Genomic DNA, 17,582 nt, shown 5'->3' with positions numbered 1-17,582 from the left:
GGCCGCGCGCGGCGCGCGTGATGTTGTAGAAATCCGCGCGCGGGTCGTAGGCGAAGACGGAAAGCTTGAAGCCGCCCTTGCCGTCGGCCTTCGCGTGGCAGGTGCCGGCGTTGCATCCGGCCTTGCCCAACACGGGCAGCACGTCGTTGACGAAGCTGACCGGCTTATCCGGCGACGCCGGCGGCTTCGTTGCCGTCGCGGAGGCGGCTGAAGCGAACGACGCGGCGAATCCGAGTCCGCAGAACAACGCGAGCCGATTCATGCGCGCAGAATTTCGTTCACCACGCGGCCGGGCTGGCCGTCGGTGAGCGACATCTCGGTGTTGTTCCGCTTGAAGGTGAGCTTCGCGTGGTCGAGGCCGAAGAGGTGCAGCAGCGTCGCGTGATAGTCGAAGTGGTTCACCACATCCTTCACCGCCTTGTGGCCGAACTCGTCGGTCTCACCGTAAGTGATCCCTCCCTTGAAGCCGCCGCCGGCGACCCACATCGAAAAGCCGTAGGTGTTGTGGTCGCGGCCGACCTTCTCCTTGCCCACGTCGTTTTGGATCGTCGGCAGCCGGCCCATCTCGCCGCCCCAATGGACGACGGTCGAGTCGAGCAACCCGCGCGACTTGAGGTCCGTCACAAGCGCGGCGGCGGGTTTGTCCACATAGGTGCACGCCGCGGGCAGCGCGGAGCGGATGCTGCCGTGGTGGTCCCACGACTGGTTGCCGGTGTAAATCTGCACGAAGCGCACGCCGCGCTCGATGAGCCGCCGCGCGAGCAGGCAGCGTGTGCCGAAGTCTCGCGTGGCCGGGTCGTCCACACCGTAGAGTTTCTTCGTCGCGGCGCTTTCGTGGGCGATGTCGAGCGCCTCCTTCGCGGCCGTCTGCATTTTCGCGGCGAGTTCGTAGCTGGCGATGCGCGCCTCCAGGTCACTTTCGCCCGGATGCTGCTTGAGATGCTCGCGGTTCAACTTGTCGAGGAAGCCCAGGTAATTCTGCTGCGCCTCGCCGCGCAGGTGCGGCGGCGGGTCGAGGTTGAGGATGCGCGGCTCCTTCGCGCGCACCGCGGTGCCCTGGTAAATCGAGGGCAGCCAGCCGTGGGTCCAGTTGTCCACGCCGAGCACCGGCAGGCCGCGCGGGTCGGTCAGCGCCACGAACGCCGGCAGGTCGCGCGCCTCGCTGCCGAGCGCGTAGCCGAGCCAGCTCCCGAGCGTCGGCCGGCCGCCGAGGATGCGGCCGTTTTGCAGCGCGTAGATGGACTGGCCGTGATTGTTCACGCCCGTGTGCATGCCGCGGAGCAGGCACACGTCGTCAATGATGCCCGCAAGTCCGGGCACGAGTTCGGAGAGTTCGATGCCGCTCTGTCCGTGCCTCGAAAAACTCCACGGCGACCCGAGCGCGCGTGGGCTGGCCTGCGCGGCGTTGTCGTATTTCACCTCGCCGGGGAATTTCTGGCCGTCGTATTTCGCGAGCTCGGGCTTCGGGTCGAACAGGTCGATGTGGCTCGGCCCGCCCTGCATGAACATCGAGATCATCGCGCGCGCGCGCGGTTCGAAGTGCGGGCGCTTGGGCAGCAGGTCGAATTGCTTCTGTTCGAGCTCGGGGCGCGACAGCTCGGGCTTGGAGGCGTCCTGCGCGAGCAGGCCGTCCTGCTTGAGCAGCCACGCGAGCGCGACCGAGCCGAGGCCGAAGCCCGATTGCGCGAGGAAGTGGCGGCGCGAGTTGCAGGTGGTTGACTTCATGTTCGCCTCAAGGATTGCTCAACGCTTCGTGGTTGTCACGTGATGAACAGGAACCTTGAGCGTGAGTTCGTCCCTCTGGCCGAACACCCACGGGCAGGTCTTCACGAAGTCCGCCGCCTGTTCCCTGCCGAGCAGCAACTCGATGAGCACCATCACGGACTGCCAGGACACGGCCGGGCCCATCGTGCTGATGATGCGGTTGGAGACGACGATGGGCGCGTCGGCGGCGGACGAGCGTGACGCGTCGTTCTTTTTCGCCTCCGTCCAGTAGCGGCACTGCGTGTCCTCGGGCTTGAGCAGGCCGGCTTTCGCGAGGGTCTCGCGGGAGCAGCACATCGTGGCGATCACGCCGCCTTTGGCGTGGACGCGCTTCACGATGTCGAGCACCGGCTTGCTTTCGAGGTGCGCCTGGCCCCTGCCCGTGCGCCGGCCGCGGCCCGGGCCGACGGAACACGGAATGGCCACGGCGTCGAGTGACTCGATTTCCTTGTCGGTCAACTCGCCGACGAGCACGTCCGGCACGATGCGCATGCTCCCCATGCCGCCGATCACCTTGTCGAAGCCCGCGACGGTCACGTTGATGGGCGTGCCCTTGAAGCTGTAAACGCGCGTCCACGCCAGCACGCCGGTGAACGCCGCGAATTCGAGCTCCTCGAAGTTCTCGCCGACGATGAGCAGGACATGCTTCGCGGGACGCGCGGGGTCGGCGAGGTCCGTGCCGCGTGCCTTTGCTTCCTGCCCCAAGCCGCGCGCGCTCCCGAGCGCGGCCGCCGCGCCTGCGACGGAGGCTGCGGAGACAAAGTTGCGCCGGGTGAGTCTGGGAGCTGTTGCTTTCATTCGTTCAGGTTCGTGCGCACCGCATTCAACTCAATCCACATACAAAAAGCGGTTCGACGTGAGCAATGCCTGGCAGAACGTAGCCAGTGCCTGCGCGGCAGGCGCTCCCGGCGGAGGTTCCTTGCCTTTCGCCGCCCCGGCAGCTTTTGGCGCGGGCGCTTTCGCGGCGGGCGCGGCCGCAACGGGTTCGGCGGGTTTCTCCGTGGATTGTTTGGTGAAGAGGCTCAACTGCGTGTCGAGGAAGTCGAGCGAGTCCTTCAGTTCGGCGTCGCTCGGCGTCCGCGCGAAGGCCAGCAGCCACGCGCGCTTCACCTGCGCCTCGGGCGCGTCGCCGGCCTCCTTCGCGACGCGCTCGGCGAAGAACTTCGACTGTGTGACCGCGAACTCGCCGTTCATCAGCGCAAGCGATTGCGGCGCGACGGTCGAGGCGCTGCGCGACTCGCAGTTCGGCTCCATGCGCGGCGCGTCGAAGGTCTCCATCAATCCGACGGGCTTGGTGCGGCGCACCTGAATGTAGAGGCTGCGGCGGAATTCCTCGCCGTTGAGCGGCACGAATCGGCCGCTCGGCCGGCCCGCGGTGTCGTCGGTGTTGACGCCCACGACGACCTGCCCGGTCTCGTCGGTCATGATGGGCACGGGCGCTCCGCCCTGCCTGGGGTTGAGCTTGCCGCTGACGGCGAGCATCGCGTCGCGCAACGTCTCCGCCTCGACGCGCCGCAGCGGGAAGTGCCAGAGCAGGCGGTTGTCGGGATCGATCAAATGGGGAGCGGTGGAAACGTGCCGGGCCCCGGTGTTGCGCCGTCCGAGTTCCGCGTTTCCCGCCCGCTGCCGGTATGCCGCGCTGGTCATGATGAGCTTGTGGAGCTGCTTGAGGCTCCAGCCTTGCGCGACGAACTCGCTCGTGAGCCAGTCGAGCAGCTCCGGATGCGTCGGGCGCTCGCCGAGCAATCCGAAGTCGCCCGCGCTCGCCACGATGCCGCGGCCGAAGTGGTGCATCCACACGCGGTTCACGAGCACGCGTGCCGTGAGGGGATGCGAGCCGTCGGTGAGCTCCTTGGCGAAGGCGAGCCGGCGTCCAGTCGAGGGCAGCGCCGGGTCTTTCTCAAGCAAGTCCACCGGGCGCCACGAGGCGAGCACGGTGAGGTCGCCGGGCTTCACGACTTGCTTCGGCTGGTCGGGGTCGCCTCGATGGAAGACGACGGTGACGACGTTGCTCGCGGCGGCTGGCTCCGTGAGCGTGGGCACCATTTCCTCGACGGGTTTCCTCGCGCGAATCTTGTTGGCCTCGTCGGTCATCTTCGTGAGTTCGTCCGCCTTCTTCTGCTCGTAAAGATACAGCGAGCCGGGACTGAGCTGGCCGACGGTCGGGTGGTCGCGGAGCAGTTTCGTCTGCGCGGCGGTGCGCTTGGCGGCGGCGGTTTTGTAGGCTTCCCGCAATGGCGCGCGCAGTTCCTCCGGGCGCTTGAGCAGTTCCTTCTCGAGCACCTCGGCGATGAATTCCTCCTGTTTCGCGAGGCGCGCGGTTTCGATGACATTGGCTTCCGTCTCGATCCCGGCGGCCTTCGCGCGGTCGGCGTCGTGCTGGAGCGAGACGAGCCGCGCCGGCGGCGTGCGCCAGTTCTTCGGGTCGAGGGCGGGCTCGAACACGGCGCGCAACCGGTAGTAATCCGCCTGGGGTATCGGGTCGTAACGATGATCGTGGCACTGTGCGCAGCCGACGGTCAGGCCCATCAGCGACGTGGAGACGACCTTGATGACGTCGGCGACGACGGCGTTGCGCGCAGCCTTCTGCTCGACGCCCGCGGACGCCGTGCCGTCGGGGACCATGCGCAGGAAGCCCGTGGCCGTGAGCTTTTCGACGGCGTCGGCGTCGAGGTTTTTGTAAGGCGGCTTGACCATCTCGTCGCCCGCGAGTTGTTCGCGGATGAACCGATCGAACGGCTTGTCGCTGTTGAGCGACTGGATGACGTAGTCGCGATACTTCCACGCCCATTGCCGGACGAGGTCGGCCTCGTTGTAACCCTCGGAGTCGGCATAGCCCGCGACGTCGAGCCAGTGGCGGCCCCAGCGCTCGCCGTAGTGGGGCGAGGCGAGGTAGTGGTCGAGCATGGATTCGTAGGACGAGGCGGACGTGTCGGACGAGGCGGACTTCAAGGAGCCGACGGCGAAGCGCTGGATCTCCTCTGGCGTCGGCGGGAGTCCGGTGAGATCGAACGCAACGCGGCGCACGAGCGTGGCGCGGTCGGCCTCGGGCGAGAACGCGAGCTTCTTCTCGGCGAGCCTGGCAAGCAGGAACGCATCGATTGGATTGCGGATGGCCGATGGCGGATTGCGGATCGTCGGCGGCACGGGGCGCTTCACGCGCTGGAAGGCCCAGTAATTCCGCTCCGTCTCGGTGAAGTGGTAGCCGTCGCCGAGCGAGGCAGGTTCGGGTTTCTCAGTCTTCGCGCCGGCAGCGATCCACTGGCTGATGAGCGCGATTTGTTCCGGAGCGAGCTTCTTCTCGGCCTTCGGCATTTCGCCGCTGGCGACTTGCTTGAAGAGCAGGCTCTTGTCCGGCTTGCCAGGCACGATGGCCGGACCGGACCCGCCGCCCTTGGCGATGAAATGGCGCAACCGCAAGTCAAGGCCACCCTTGAGCTTGTCGCCCTCGCCGTGGCAGTGGAAACAGTTTGCCTTGAGGATGGGCCGGATGTCGGTCTCGTAAGCCGGCGCGGATTTCGACGACGGCGCCGCGGCCGCGCCCGCTGCATCCAGAACCAGCACGGCGAGGAGAACTCGCCGTATCGGAAGCGTCAAAGTCTGTGCCGCGCGCTGCATGGATCCGCAGCAAAACTGACTGACCGAATCGCCGGCGGATTCAGAAGAATCGAGGTGGCTCGCTTCAGCACAAGCACTGCGCGCGGAGCCGGACAGGGCTCCCAGCCGGTTCAGGCCCGCGCATTCTTCTCCTCGTCCAGCAGGCGCTGGTTGAGGATGTTGAGCGTGACGAGCATTTTGCTGTGCGTGACCGGCTTGTAGAGGGGGACAGCCTTCACTTTCTTGAAGAACTCGGAAATCCTTGGGTTGGAATCGTAGGCGGTGACGAAGATGAAGCGCTTGCAGAGGTTGGGCTTCACGCGCTCGACCGCGAGGTAGAACATGTCGCCTGCCATGTGCGGCATGAGCATGTCACAGACGATCGCGTCGAGATCCTGTTTCATGATGATCTTCAGCGCCTCGGCGCCGTTCGGCGCGACGGTGACGGTGTAACCCTGCGAGCCGAGCAACTCCTTGTAGATCATCGCCAGCTCCAGATCGTCGTCCACCATGAGGATCGTGCGAATCCGCCGGTTCGATGCGTCTCCGCAGGTGGGGGTTGCGTCACTCATTCGTGGTGGTCGTGGGACAGACGAAACCAGATTCACCGGGGAAGATTCAAAACAAATCCCTTCCGGCGACGGCCGGCCGGAGGGCGCGGACCAGTTCCGGAAAACGGCAGCCGGTGCAGAGCGCGTCGGTCTGGTCGCAGAAGTCCCGGACGATTTGCATCAAGCCCTGCTGCGTCGAAGCGGTGCGAAAGCCCGAGGCGGAAGCGCCGCCGAGCAACCGCTGGCGCGCGAGCTTCAACACCGAGTTGTCCTCCGCGGCGGGCCATGCGTGGAATCGTCGTTCGGCCTCGGCGCGCGCGGGTTCGTCGCGCTCGGCGACCGCCCGGGCCCAGAGCCACGGCAGCACCACGTTCACGGCAAGGTCTGTAAGCCGCGGGGCGCCGAGCAATGGTTGGGGCGCGGCAAGCGGTCCGGCGTGAAGCGCAGGCCCGGGCGCATCCGCAGGTCGCGGGCGCTTGCGCGCCGGACCGGAATTCAGCGTCGCATGGCGCGACCAGAAGTCATCGCGTCCGCCTTCAAGGATGGCGAGCAACGTCGGAACCAGCGCCCGGTCGGCGTGCGGAGCCGATGACCACGCGCGAACCCGGCCGGCGAAATCCCGTTCCACGAGCCAGTGCGCGGCGAGCGCGAGGCGCCGCTCGGGTCTGTTCGCGGGGCGAAGCCCGGCGAAGCGCCACGCCGCGCGCGGCAGCGTCACGCCCGCCAGCGCGTCGCGCTCGCGCCACCAGGCGTCCCAAAGCCGGCGCAGGTATTCGCTCGCGACGGGGAGCTTGCGCGGCAGTTCCGGGGGGAGAAGTCCGGCCGCGCCGAGGAGGCGGGCCTGCAGAAGTTCAACGTCCACGCGCGAACCCGCGCCGCGAAGGAGCGGGGCCATTTCGGCGAGGTGAAGCATGGGCCAGACGTTGTGCCTGTAGCCGAGCGTGGACATCAGCCCCGCGAGCAGCGCGGGTTCCCAGCCCGACTCGCGGGCGCGGGCGTGGAGCGCGGCGGCCTTCGATTGAAGGCGCACTTGCGCCGCCTGGCGGAACAACGCGAGGCGGGCCGGTTCGTCGAGGTCTCGCAACGGCGCGCTGCACTGTCCTGCGACGGCCGAGGGAGTCGCGCGGCTGCCCTCGGCGCCGAGCCATTGCGCGAGTTCATCCTGCGTCGAGTCGAGCACGCGCTCGAGTTCGAGCGTCGGCGGCGTCCCGCGCCCCGTGCCGCGCCACACGACATGCAACAGGACATTTGAGTAGGCCGGATTGGATTCGTGCGAATGGCTTCTCCAGCCGGAGGGCTCGAGGTCAATCTCCACATCGCCCGCGCGCGGTGAGTCCGCGCCGAGTTGGATCATGGCGCGTTGAAAATCCGGCCCGGCGCCGCGGTTCCAAAATCCCGGATGCAGGACGCGCACGGCCCGGCCATCGGTCGTCACGAGCCGCGCTCGGAGCAAGCGCTGGTGCGCCCACACCGCTTGCAGCAGTCGCTCGGGCGGCGCGCCGGAGCCGGCCTCGCGAAGCGCGGCGGCGCGTTGCGCCTGCCGCCAGCCGGCATAGAACTGGGCGGGCAATGCGCTCATGCGCTGGACTTGCGGTTGCTTTTCAAAAGGTCGTTTTGCACACTGGCGCCCACGTCATGACCGTGGGAAGGCTGCGCCAGGCACCGCTGAATGTAAACGCTCCCAAGCGCCGCGGGAAACTGAACGTCGCAGCCAGCCGTCTGTCTTTCCCAGCATGAAGGGACATCGCACAATTCGCCAACCCCGCCGCGCCGCGACCCGTGCCCTCGTCGCAACGGGGCGCGCCCTGCTTGTCGCAGTCGCCCTCGCTCCCGCGCAGCCGGTTCCGGCCGCGCAACCGGACATCCGCCGCGACGCCACCGTCGCCGCCGTGGAGAAAGTGATGCCGGGCGTCGTCAACATCGGCACCAAGACCAGGCGCGAGCGCCGCGGCTACGCGATCGACTGGTTCCGCGACAACTGGATTCCCTTCACGCAGGAACTCCCGCCCGCCGAGAGCGCCGGCTCGGGCGTGATCATCGACGAGGACGGCTGGATTCTCACCAACGCGCATGTGGTCGAGGACGCGGACGAAATCTGGGTGCGCCTCCATGACGGGCGCATTTTGCAGGCGAAGCTCGAGACCGGCACGCGCAAGAGCGACGTCGCGCTGCTCAAGCTCCGCGCGCCCGCCGGCGAGAAGTTCCCCGCGGTGAAGTTTGCCGGCGACGACGACCTGCTGCTTGGCGAGACCGTGATCGCGCTCGGAAACCCGTTCGGGCTCGGCGGCAGCGTGAGCCGCGGCATCCTCAGTTCGGGACCGCGGCGCGCGCCGCTCGACGACCAGCCCTTGCGGCCCGCCGACTGGCTGCAAACCGACGCCTCGATCAACCCCGGCAACAGCGGCGGCCCCCTCATCAACCTGCGCGGTGAAATCCTTGGCATGAACGTCGCCGTGCTCAAAGCCGGACAGGGCATCGGCTTCGCCATCCCCGCCAAGCGAATCGTCGCCGCCATCAGCGAACTCATCGTCCCCGAGGTCACCAACAAGCGGCTCTGGTTCGGCGCGCGATTCCGTCCCGGCTCGCAACCCGTGTCCGTGATGGACGTCCAGCCCGAGAGCCCCGCCGACAAGGCCGGCCTGCGCGTCGGGGACCAGTTGCTCCGCATCCAGAACCACACGCCGCGGAGTTTCTTCGACGCGTTGCTCACGCTGACCGAGGAGGGCTCCAAGGGCGACGTGACGCTCGGCATCCGGCGCGGCGGCGAGCCGCGCGACGTCACCATCCGTTTCGTGAAGCTGGAGTCCCACTTCAACTCCGCGCTCGTGCAGAAGCGCCTCGGCTTCGGCGTCGAGGAACTCACGCCCGCGCGCGCCGACCAGCTCGGGCTCAATCCGAAAGCCGGGCTGATCATCAAGGACGTCGAGGCCGGCACGGCCGCCGACCGCGCGGGACTCAAGCCCGGCATGATCTTGCGCGGCGTGGACAATCTCGCCACGTCCGACGTTGTCGAAGCCGCCAAGCTCGTGAGCCCGCGCAAAGCCGGCGACCGCGTCCGCCTCGACCTGCTCATCCAGGTGCAGCGCGGCAACTTCGTCCAGACGATGACGCGCGCGATCGAGCTTACCGTCCGATGACGCCCGCATGAGCGCCGCCGCACCGATGATCGAAGTCGAGCACCTCACCAAGAGGTTTGCCGGCGTGACCGCGGTGCAGGACCTGACCTTCACGGTCGGCCGCGGCGAGGTCGTCGGCTTCCTCGGCCGCAACGGCGCGGGCAAGTCCACGACCATGCGCATCCTCTCGTGCTTCATGCCGGCCACGAGCGGCTCGGCGCGCGTGGCGGGATTCGATGTTTACACGCAGGCGCTGGAAGTGCGCCGCCGCATCGGCTACATGCCGGAGAACAACCCGCTCTACCTCGACATGCGCGTGCGCGAATACCTCAAGTTCCGCGCGCGGCTCAAGGGACTCGGCGCCGCGCGCAGCCGCGACCGCGTGGACACCGTGCTCGACCAATGCGGCCTCGGCGAGGTCACCCGCAAGGTCATCGGCCATCTCTCGAAAGGCTACCGCCAGCGCGTCGGCATTGCCGATGCCCTCGTGCACGAGCCCGAACTGGTCATCCTCGACGAACCAACGATCGGCCTGGACCCGCACCAGATTCGCACCGTGCGCCAGCTCGTGAAGGACCTCGGCAGGGAGCGCACCGTGCTCATCTCCACGCACATCCTCCCGGAGGTCGAGATGACCTGCAACCGCGTCATCATCATCAAGGAGGGCCGCATCTTCGCCGCGGACACGGTCGAGAATCTCCAGAAGAGGATGGGCGGCGGCAACCAGGTCATCGCCGAAATCGCCGCGCCCGCCGCCGACTTGCGCCTCGCCTGGGAAGCCACGGCGGAAATCCAGCACTTCGACATCTCGCCCGCGGACGGCGAGTATCAACGCTGCGCGCTCACGCCGCGCGAAGGCGTGGACATCCGCCCGCAGGTGTTCGACCTCGCGCGCCAGCGCGGGTGGGCGTTGCGCGAGCTGACGCGCAGCCGTCATTCACTCGAGGATATCTTCGTGCACGTCACGCGCGCCGAGCCGGAAGAGGAGGGATTCTGATGCGCGTGTTTGCCACACTGGTCCGGCGCGAACTGGGCGCGAGCTTCGCCTCGCCGACGGGCTACGTGATCATCGCCGGGGTGCAATTCCTGCTGGGCATGAGCCTGTGGATCGTGCTGAAGGCGCTCAACGGCCAGTCGTTCGACATGCCGGTGACGGAGGCGTTCTACAACAACGGCCTCTGCTGGCTCGTGCTGCTGCTCGCGCCGCCGGTCATCACGATGCGGACCTTCGCGCTCGAAAAACTCACCGGCACATACGAAACGCTCATGACCGCGCCCGTCGGCGACTTGCAGGTCGTGCTCGCGAAGTTCTCCGGCGCGCTGCTGTTCTATCTCGCGACATGGACGCCGGTGCTGCTCTATCCCGTGCTGCTCAAGCATTACACGCCCGGGTTCGGGCAGGTGGATGTCGGGGCGCTCGCGGGAACCTTCATCGGGATGCTGCTCTACGGGTCGGTCTACATCGCGCTCGGCTGCATGGCCTCCGCGCTCACGCGCAGCCAGATCATCGCGGCGATGAACACCTTCGCGCTCGGCCTCGGGCTGTTCCTCATCGGCTACCTCGGCGTGATTCTCCAGCCCAAGCCCGGCTGGCAAAAAGCCGTGTTCGACCACATGTCGATGATTGACCACATGCGGGACTTCACGCGCGGCATCGTGGACACACGGCACGTCACCTACTACCTCAGCCTCACGACGCTGTTCTTGTTCTTCACGTTGAAGGCCGTGGAAAGCCGGCGTTGGAAGTGACGCGAATGACTGAAGACTCCCCATCGCGCCCCAGCTTCTCGTTGAGCCGCCGCTTCGGCGCGGGCTTCAACGTCCTGCTCGGCATCGTCGTCATGGTCGCCATCATCGTGATGGTGAACTTCCTTTCCGCACGGCATTTCAGGCGCCATGCGCTCTCGGGCGAACGCAAATACGTGCTCGCCACCTCGACCCAGCACGTTCTCCGCAGCCTGACAAACCAGGTGAAGGTCACCATCTACTTCGACCCCGAGGACCCGCTCTACAGCCACGTCAGCGGCCTGCTCAAGGAATACAGCCTGCGCAACCCGCGCATCGTCCTCGACTCCGTGAACTACGCGATCGAGCCCGGCAAGGCCGAACTCGTCAAGGCCACCTACAAACTCCCGCCCTCCTCCAAGGACCTCGTCATCTTCGACGCCGGCGGCAAGACCAAGATCGTGCGCGCGTCCGACCTGTCGAACTACGACATGAGCGACGTCGTCAGCGGCAAGGGCCGCGAAGTCAGGCGCAAGTCCTTCAACGGCGAGCAGCACTTCACCTCCGCGCTGATCACCCTCGGCGACCGCACGCCCCTGCGCGCCGCGTTTTCGGTCGGCCACGGCGAACACGACCCCGGCGACGGCGTCAACGACACCGGCTACGGCCGCCTCCTCACGCTGCTCAACGAGAACAACGTCGAGGCCGTCCGCATGATCCTCGGCGGCACCAATGACATTCCCACGGACATCAACCTGGTGATTGTCGCCGGGCCGAAGCTCCCGTTCGAGCCCGTCGAACTGGAAAAACTCCACCGCTACCTCGGTCAGGGCGGACGACTCCTCGTGCTGCACCACTATGCGGCGAACACCGGCCTCGAGGCGCTTCTGGAACGCTGGGGCGTGCAATCGCTCGACCGCCACGTGACCGACCGCATGACCCTCCGTTCGGACGCCTCGATCCTCATCGGCAACTATTCGAGCCATGACATCGTCCGCCCGCTCTCGCTCGCCGCGCTGCCGCTGCAACTCGCCATGCCGCGCGTCGTCGAGCGGCTCAAGGATTACCCCACCATCTCCGACGCGCCGCAGATTCACACGCTCTTCAGCACCACCGAGGGCGGCGAGGCCATTGTCGACTATCGCAACGGCCTGCGGCGCGACCCGCTGCGCGACCGGCGCGGCGTCATTCCGCTTGCGGTCGCCGTCGAGAAGCTCGGCGTCAAGGGCGAGTCCCGCGCCTCCGGGTCCACGCGGCTGGTCGTCGCGGGCGATTCGTTCTTCCTCGACAACCAGATGATCACGAGCGCGGCCAACCGCGACTTCGCGTGGAACGCCGTCAACTGGCTGCTCGACCGCTCGAACATGCTCGGCATCGCCCCGCAGTCCATCCGCGAGTTCAAGTTCAACCTGTCCGACGACGCGCTGGCCCGCGTGCGCTGGATCGTCCTCGGCGCGATGCCCGGCGCCGTGCTGTTCTGGGGCTGGCTCGTCTTCATCCGCCGGAGACATTGACCCGCGTGAACACGACCCAAACCAAGGCGCTCCTGCTGGTCGCCGCGCTCCTCGCGGCCTTCATCCTCATGTTCGAGTTCCGCGACTCCGGCGCGGACCCCGCCGCCGCCGAGATCCCGCGGCTTTTCCGCAACCTCCGGCCGGCCGACGTGACGGCCGTCGAGTTCACCCGCACCAACCTCTCGCTCCGCGCCGCGCGCTCCAACGGCATGTGGTCGCTCTCCGCGCCCATCCGCTACCCGGCGCACGCCATTCCGATCGAGGGGCTGCTCGACGTGTGCGCGCGCATCAAGCCGCAGGCGCTCATCCCCGCCGCGCAGGTGAAGTCCGCCGCGGAATTCGGACTCGCCACCCCGCAGGCCGTGTTCAAGTTCCGGGCCGGGGGCACGACGCACGAGCTGCGCGTCGGCAACCGCTCGCCCGTGGGCAACCAGGTCTACGTGCAAGCCGGCGGCGACACCGGCGTCGCGGCGCTCGACGCCGCGCTGCTCGAAATTCTCCCGCGCTCCCCCGATGACTGGCGCGACCGCCGGTTGCTGAGCCTCGGCCCGGGCGCGTTCGACCGCTTGCGGCTCCGCTCCGGCACGCGCGACCTGGTGTTCGAGCGCGACGCGACCAACGGCCTCTGGCGGATCACCAGCCCGCCGCCCGCCAAGCGCGCCGACACCCCGCTCGTCACGCAGTTGCTGAGGGATTTGCAGGAGTGGGCCGTGCAGGCCTTCGTCACCGACGACCCGAAGGCCGACCTCGAACCCTTCGGTCTCGCCACGCCGCAAGCCGAACTCGCCTTTTCCCGCGGCACCAACGACGTGCTCGGGGTCCAGTTCGGCCTCGGCCCCACGAACGCGCCCGACCTGCTCTTCGCGCGCCGGCTTGCGCACACCAACATCGTCCTCGTCCCCCGCCCGCTCCTCGACAAGCTCCGCGCGCCCTACTGGGAATGGTGCGACGCCCACATGGTGGACAGCCTCGCGCCGACGAGCTTCGACACGCTCGAAGTCACGGGTCCGGACGGTTTCCTCGCGCAACGGCAGACCAACCACTCGTGGCGAATCCTCTCGCCGACCAATCTCGCCGCCGACACCGAGGCCATCGAGTCCCTTCTCGCGCGCCTCGCCTCGCTCGAAGCCATCTCGCTCGCGAAGGAAGTCGTCACGGATTTCAAAGTCTTCGGCCTCGACCCGCCGCAGCGCCGCGTGGCCCTCCTGCGCTCGACCACGAATGCCGCCGGCACGCCGGCCAACGCGCTCGTTGCCGCGGTGGATTTCGGTCTCAACGAAATGGAGGGCGCCGCCCGCACCGACCGCGTGTTCGCCCGGCGCCACGATGAAAACTTTGTCTACACCGTCCGCATGCAGGACCTCGAACGCACGCCGCTGGAGTTGTGGAAGGTCCGCGACCGGCAGGTCTGGGACTTCACGACCGCGCAGGTCGCCAGGCTCGAAGTCACGTTCCAGGGCCGCGAGCGCAAGCTCCAGCGCGTCTCCGCCCAGCAGTGGAAGGCCGACGGTGAAGCCCTCGATCCAAACATCAGCGCGGCGATCGAGGAGACCGCGCACCGGCTCGGCACCCTGCGCGTCGACTCGTGGTTTGCGCGCGGCACGCAGCAGCTCATCGCGCGCGGATTCGCGGCCAAGGCCTACAAGGTCAATGTGATCCTGCTCGTCAACGGGCAGGAACGCCTGCAGTCGCTCGCCTTTGGCCCGATGACGCCGAAGGGCCCGCTCGCCGCCGTGACGCTCGACGGCCAGCCCGTGCTGTTCATCTTCCCCACCACGCTCTACGCCGGGTTCATCCAGCGATACCTCGTCGTCCCCGAGTGAGGCGCCCCCTGCGATGACCGAGGAACGCGCAACCGGGCGTGAGGCGAAACGCGGCTGGCTCATCGCGCGCCGGCTCTTCCGCCGGCTTCGCATCGCGTGCCTGCTGCTCGTGCTCGGCGGCGTGGCGGGGTTCATCTACCTGAACCAGATTGGCCTGCCCGGCTTCGCCAAGCGCCGGCTGCAAGCCGAGTTGCACGCGCGCGGGCTGGACATCGAGTTCGAGCGCGTCCGCCTCCGCTGGTATCGCGGCATCGTCGCCGAAAAACTCACCGTCGCCGCACCGGCCCGGATGAAAGGCGCGAGCCTCTTCATCGCGGAGATGGAAATCCGGCTCGACCCCGACGCGTTGCGGCGGCGGCAGATCAAGGTGCCCTCGATCGCCGTGCGCGAGGGACGCCTCGTGTGGCCCGTGGCGGTGTCGAACGAACCCCCGCGCGAACTCGTCGCCGCGGGCATCACCACGGAACTTCGCTTCCTGCCCAACGAAACCTGGGAACTCGAGAAGTTCACCGGACGGTTGAACGACTTCCCCGTCACGCTCGGCGGCGCCGTGACGCACGCGAGCCGGTTGCGCGCGCGCGCGGCGTCCGCGGACCCCGGCGTCTCCACGGGCCGCGGTGCCTCGCTCCTGCGTCGCGGACTCGACGAGATGGACCGCATTCAGTTCGAGTCACAGCCCGAGCTCGCGCTCGACGTGCGCGCGGACGCGCGGGACGGCGGCGGCTTCGACGCGCGCGTGAAGCTCGCCACCTCCGGCGTGAAATCGCCGTGGGGCTCGGCGCGCGGGCTGCACGTCGAAGGCTGGGCCCGCCGAAGCTACGGCACCAATTCGCCGGTCCGCGCGGAGGCGACCACGCGGTTTGCCGAGTTCGCCGCGGGCCCAGTCCGGATGGGACAAGGCGAACTCGAGCTTCACGGCTATCTTACGGATCACCATCAATTCGGAACGAATCACGCCAGCTCCGTCGTCCTGAATTTGAAGTCCGAGAATGTCCGGTCGGCGGACGCTTCGGCCCGAGCCTTGCATCTGGTCGTCTCGTCGCTCTTGAAGGCCCATGGGGCAAGCTCCGAGATTTCGCTGAACGCCGAGGAACTGAAAACAACTTGGGGCGAGGCGGCCTCTGGAAACGCCGCCGTGCTGCTCACGGTGTCGCCCGACTTCAAGTCGTTTGCCGGCGCGATGACCGACCTGACCCTTCGTTCTCCGAAATCGAGGTGGGCCTCCGCGGATCACGCGGAGATTGGCGTTTACCGCCATTACACCGGCTCCGCCACGAACCCTGTCATGTTCAAGTGGGCTGATCCTGCGGCGTGGAATGTGCAGTGGACCGTCCAAGCCACCAATGTCACCGCCACGAACCTCGCCCTGGCAAACCTCCATGCCGACGGCTCGTGGCGCCAGCCGCAGTTGGAAATCAAGAGCCTCTCCACCAAACTTTACGACGGCAGGCTCGATGGCAGCGCATCACTGGACACCGAGACGCGCCGGCTGACCGCGAAGGCGCGTCACGCGAGTTTCGACTTCTGGAAACTCGCCCCGCTGGTCGATCCGGGCACGAGGCGGTTCCTCGCGCAATACCAGTTCGACACGCCACCGCGCGTGAGCGTCGAGGCCGCCGTCACGCTGCCGGCGTGGACGAACAAGGCACCGGACTGGAAGGCCGACGTGCTGCCCACGCTGACGCTCGCCGGCAACGTCGCGGGCGGCCGCGGCTCGTATCGCACCGTGCCGTTCACCGCGGTCCGCACCGACGTGACGCTCTCGAACGAAGTGCTGCACCTGCCGAACCTCGCCGTGCAGCGGCCCGAGGGGCGCGCCGAGTTCTCCTACACCGAGGTGCTGCGGACGCGGGACTACCGGTTCCGCGGCCACGCGGCGATCGATCCGCGCGCGGTGCGGCCGTTGCTCGAGGATGACGGGCAGCGCCGCGTGCTGGACGACCTGCGATTCACGGTGCCGCCGCGCATCGAGGGCGAAGTGCGCGGGTGCTGGCTTGCGCGCGACCGCGTGGGACTCGACGTGCGCGTGGCGGTGACGAACTTCATCCTCCGCGGCGAGGAGTGCGGAAGCTTCACCGCCGCGGTGCAATTCACGAACGAGGTCTTTCGTGTCACCGACGCGCGCATCACACGCGGCGCGGGGCTCGCCACGGTGCCGCTCGGCGTCGTGGACCTGCGGGCGCAGCGGCTCTTCCTCACCAACGTCCACAGCACGCTCGACCCGATGCCCGTGGCGCGGGCCATCGGCCCGAAGACGGCGCAGCACCTCGCGCCGTATCGGTTCGGGAAGCCGCCCGTGGCGCGGGTGAACGGCTCGCTGCCCCTCCGGGACGGCGAGACGACCGACCTGCACTTCGAGATCAGCGGCGGGCCCTTCGCGTGGCAGCGCTTCAACCTGCCGGACATCCGCGGCGGGATACACTGGGTCACGAACACGCTCGTGCTCACCAACGTGACCGGGAGATTCTACGGCGGCGAGTTGCGGGGCGACGCGGCGTTTGACTTCACCCGCGACGACGGCGCGGACTTTCGCTTCTCGATGGTCACCGCGGGCGCGGACTTGCGGGCGCTGGTCGCGGATGTCTCGACGCCGACGAACCGGCTCGAGGGGACGCTCAGCGGCGTGTTGAGCGTGACCTCCGGGCGCACGGAAGATTTCAAGAGCTGGCAGGGGTTCGGCAGCGCGCGGCTGACCAACGGCCTGTTGTGGGACGTGCCGCTGGTCGGCATTTTTTCGCCGGTGCTCAACGCGATCGTGCCCGGCCTCGGGGCGAGCCGCGCCCGCGAGGCGACCGCGAACTTCACCATCACCAACAGCGTCGTCCGCACCACCGACCTGGAAATCCGGTCGCCGCCCGCCCGGCTGCACTACGACGGCACGATCGACTTCGAATCGCGTGTGAACGCGCGCGTGGAGGCGGAGTTGTTTCGTGACGCGTTTCTCGTCGGGCCGCTGCTGAGTTTCATCACCACGCCGTTGACGAAGGTGTTCGAATACAAGGTGACCGGCACGCTCTCGCGGCCCGAGGGCGAGCCGACTTACGTGCCGAAGTTCCTGCTGCTCCCTCTGCGGCCATTCCACACGTTGAAGCAGCTCATTCCAGGGTTGGACGATTCGTCGAAGCCGCCGCCGAAGAAGAAGTGACTGCCGCGCGGGTTCCCGTGTCCCGATGTCGTTCCGGGAATCCCATGATGATGCGCGCGCCGCGCTTGCAGGTGAAATGGCTGTAAACCCACCGCAAGAGCGCCGCGGCCTTGTTGCGGAACCCGACGAGGAACAGCAGGTGAATCCCGGTCCACGCGAGCCACGCGGGGAAGCCTGTCAGTTCCATCGGGCCCGCCTGCGCAACGGCCGCCGAGCGGCCGATGGTCGACATGCCGCCCCTGTCCCAATATTTGAACGACGGGCGTTGCGCGTGCGCGCCGGATTCCAGTTCGTCCTCGATGAGCCGCGCGACGGGCGACGCCATCTGAATCGCCGCGGGCGCGACG

Annotated in this window: 13 protein-coding genes; 6 read left to right on the top strand and 7 right to left on the bottom strand. The window is 67.6% G+C overall.

Annotated elements, in window-relative coordinates:
- The 6 genes from FJ386_07730 to FJ386_07705 form a co-directional block, all read right to left on the bottom strand.
- Positions 1 to 262 (bottom strand): S-layer protein (locus tag FJ386_07730; protein ID MBM3876592.1); only part of this gene is annotated, 262 nt, incomplete at its 3' end.
- A complete protein-coding gene (locus FJ386_07725; GenBank protein MBM3876591.1) occupies positions 259 to 1,725 on the bottom strand; it encodes a DUF1501 domain-containing protein in 1,467 nt (488 codons plus the stop codon). The genes FJ386_07730 and FJ386_07725, both read right to left, overlap by 4 nt.
- Before the next feature lie 18 nt (positions 1,726 to 1,743).
- On the bottom strand, positions 1,744 to 2,562 hold the full coding sequence (locus FJ386_07720) for a twin-arginine translocation signal domain-containing protein (protein ID MBM3876590.1): 819 nt from the start codon (positions 2,560 to 2,562) through the stop codon (positions 1,744 to 1,746).
- A 30-nt stretch (positions 2,563 to 2,592) separates the two neighbouring features.
- Complete coding sequence (locus tag FJ386_07715) at positions 2,593 to 5,382, bottom strand: DUF1553 domain-containing protein (protein MBM3876589.1); 2,790 nt, start codon at positions 5,380 to 5,382, stop codon at positions 2,593 to 2,595.
- A gap of 110 nt (positions 5,383 to 5,492) precedes the next feature.
- On the bottom strand, positions 5,493 to 5,933 hold the full coding sequence (locus tag FJ386_07710) for a response regulator (GenBank protein MBM3876588.1): 441 nt from the start codon (positions 5,931 to 5,933) through the stop codon (positions 5,493 to 5,495).
- A 46-nt stretch (positions 5,934 to 5,979) separates the two neighbouring features.
- Positions 5,980 to 7,491 (bottom strand): DUF2851 family protein, encoded by a 1,512-nt coding sequence (locus FJ386_07705; protein ID MBM3876587.1) that lies wholly within the window; start codon positions 7,489 to 7,491, stop codon positions 5,980 to 5,982.
- Here FJ386_07705 and FJ386_07700 point away from each other — a divergent pair.
- The 6 genes from FJ386_07700 to FJ386_07675 are packed head-to-tail and all read left to right on the top strand — an operon-like array spanning position 7,490 to position 17,235.
- A complete protein-coding gene (locus tag FJ386_07700; protein MBM3876586.1) occupies positions 7,490 to 9,049 on the top strand; it encodes a PDZ domain-containing protein in 1,560 nt (519 codons plus the stop codon). The two genes, FJ386_07705 and FJ386_07700, sit on opposite strands and share 2 nt — an antisense overlap.
- Before the next feature lie 25 nt (positions 9,050 to 9,074).
- A complete protein-coding gene (locus tag FJ386_07695) occupies positions 9,075 to 10,025 on the top strand; it encodes an ATP-binding cassette domain-containing protein (protein ID MBM3876585.1) in 951 nt (316 codons plus the stop codon).
- The gene (locus FJ386_07690) at positions 10,025 to 10,777 is read left to right on the top strand and encodes a hypothetical protein (protein MBM3876584.1); all 753 of its coding nucleotides are present in this window, start codon (positions 10,025 to 10,027) and stop codon (positions 10,775 to 10,777) included. The genes FJ386_07695 and FJ386_07690 overlap by 1 nt, the downstream gene beginning before the upstream one ends.
- A gap of 5 nt (positions 10,778 to 10,782) precedes the next feature.
- Entirely contained in the window at positions 10,783 to 12,267 is a 1,485-nt protein-coding gene (locus tag FJ386_07685) for a hypothetical protein (protein MBM3876583.1), read from the top strand.
- A gap of 5 nt (positions 12,268 to 12,272) precedes the next feature.
- Positions 12,273 to 14,090 (top strand): DUF4340 domain-containing protein, encoded by a 1,818-nt coding sequence (locus FJ386_07680; protein ID MBM3876582.1) that lies wholly within the window; start codon positions 12,273 to 12,275, stop codon positions 14,088 to 14,090.
- A 13-nt stretch (positions 14,091 to 14,103) separates the two neighbouring features.
- Entirely contained in the window at positions 14,104 to 17,235 is a 3,132-nt protein-coding gene (locus FJ386_07675) for a hypothetical protein (protein MBM3876581.1), read from the top strand.
- Here FJ386_07675 and FJ386_07670 read toward each other — a convergent pair.
- Positions 17,186 to 17,560 (bottom strand): hypothetical protein, encoded by a 375-nt coding sequence (locus FJ386_07670; GenBank protein MBM3876580.1) that lies wholly within the window; start codon positions 17,558 to 17,560, stop codon positions 17,186 to 17,188. The genes FJ386_07675 and FJ386_07670 overlap by 50 nt on opposite strands.
- Between the last annotated feature and the right edge of the window lie 22 nt (positions 17,561 to 17,582).

This window comes from Verrucomicrobiota bacterium (assembly GCA_016871675.1).
In the GTDB taxonomy this organism is placed as follows: domain Bacteria; phylum Verrucomicrobiota; class Verrucomicrobiia; order Limisphaerales; family VHCN01; genus VHCN01.
This window is presented reverse-complemented; position numbering and strand designations above follow the sequence as displayed.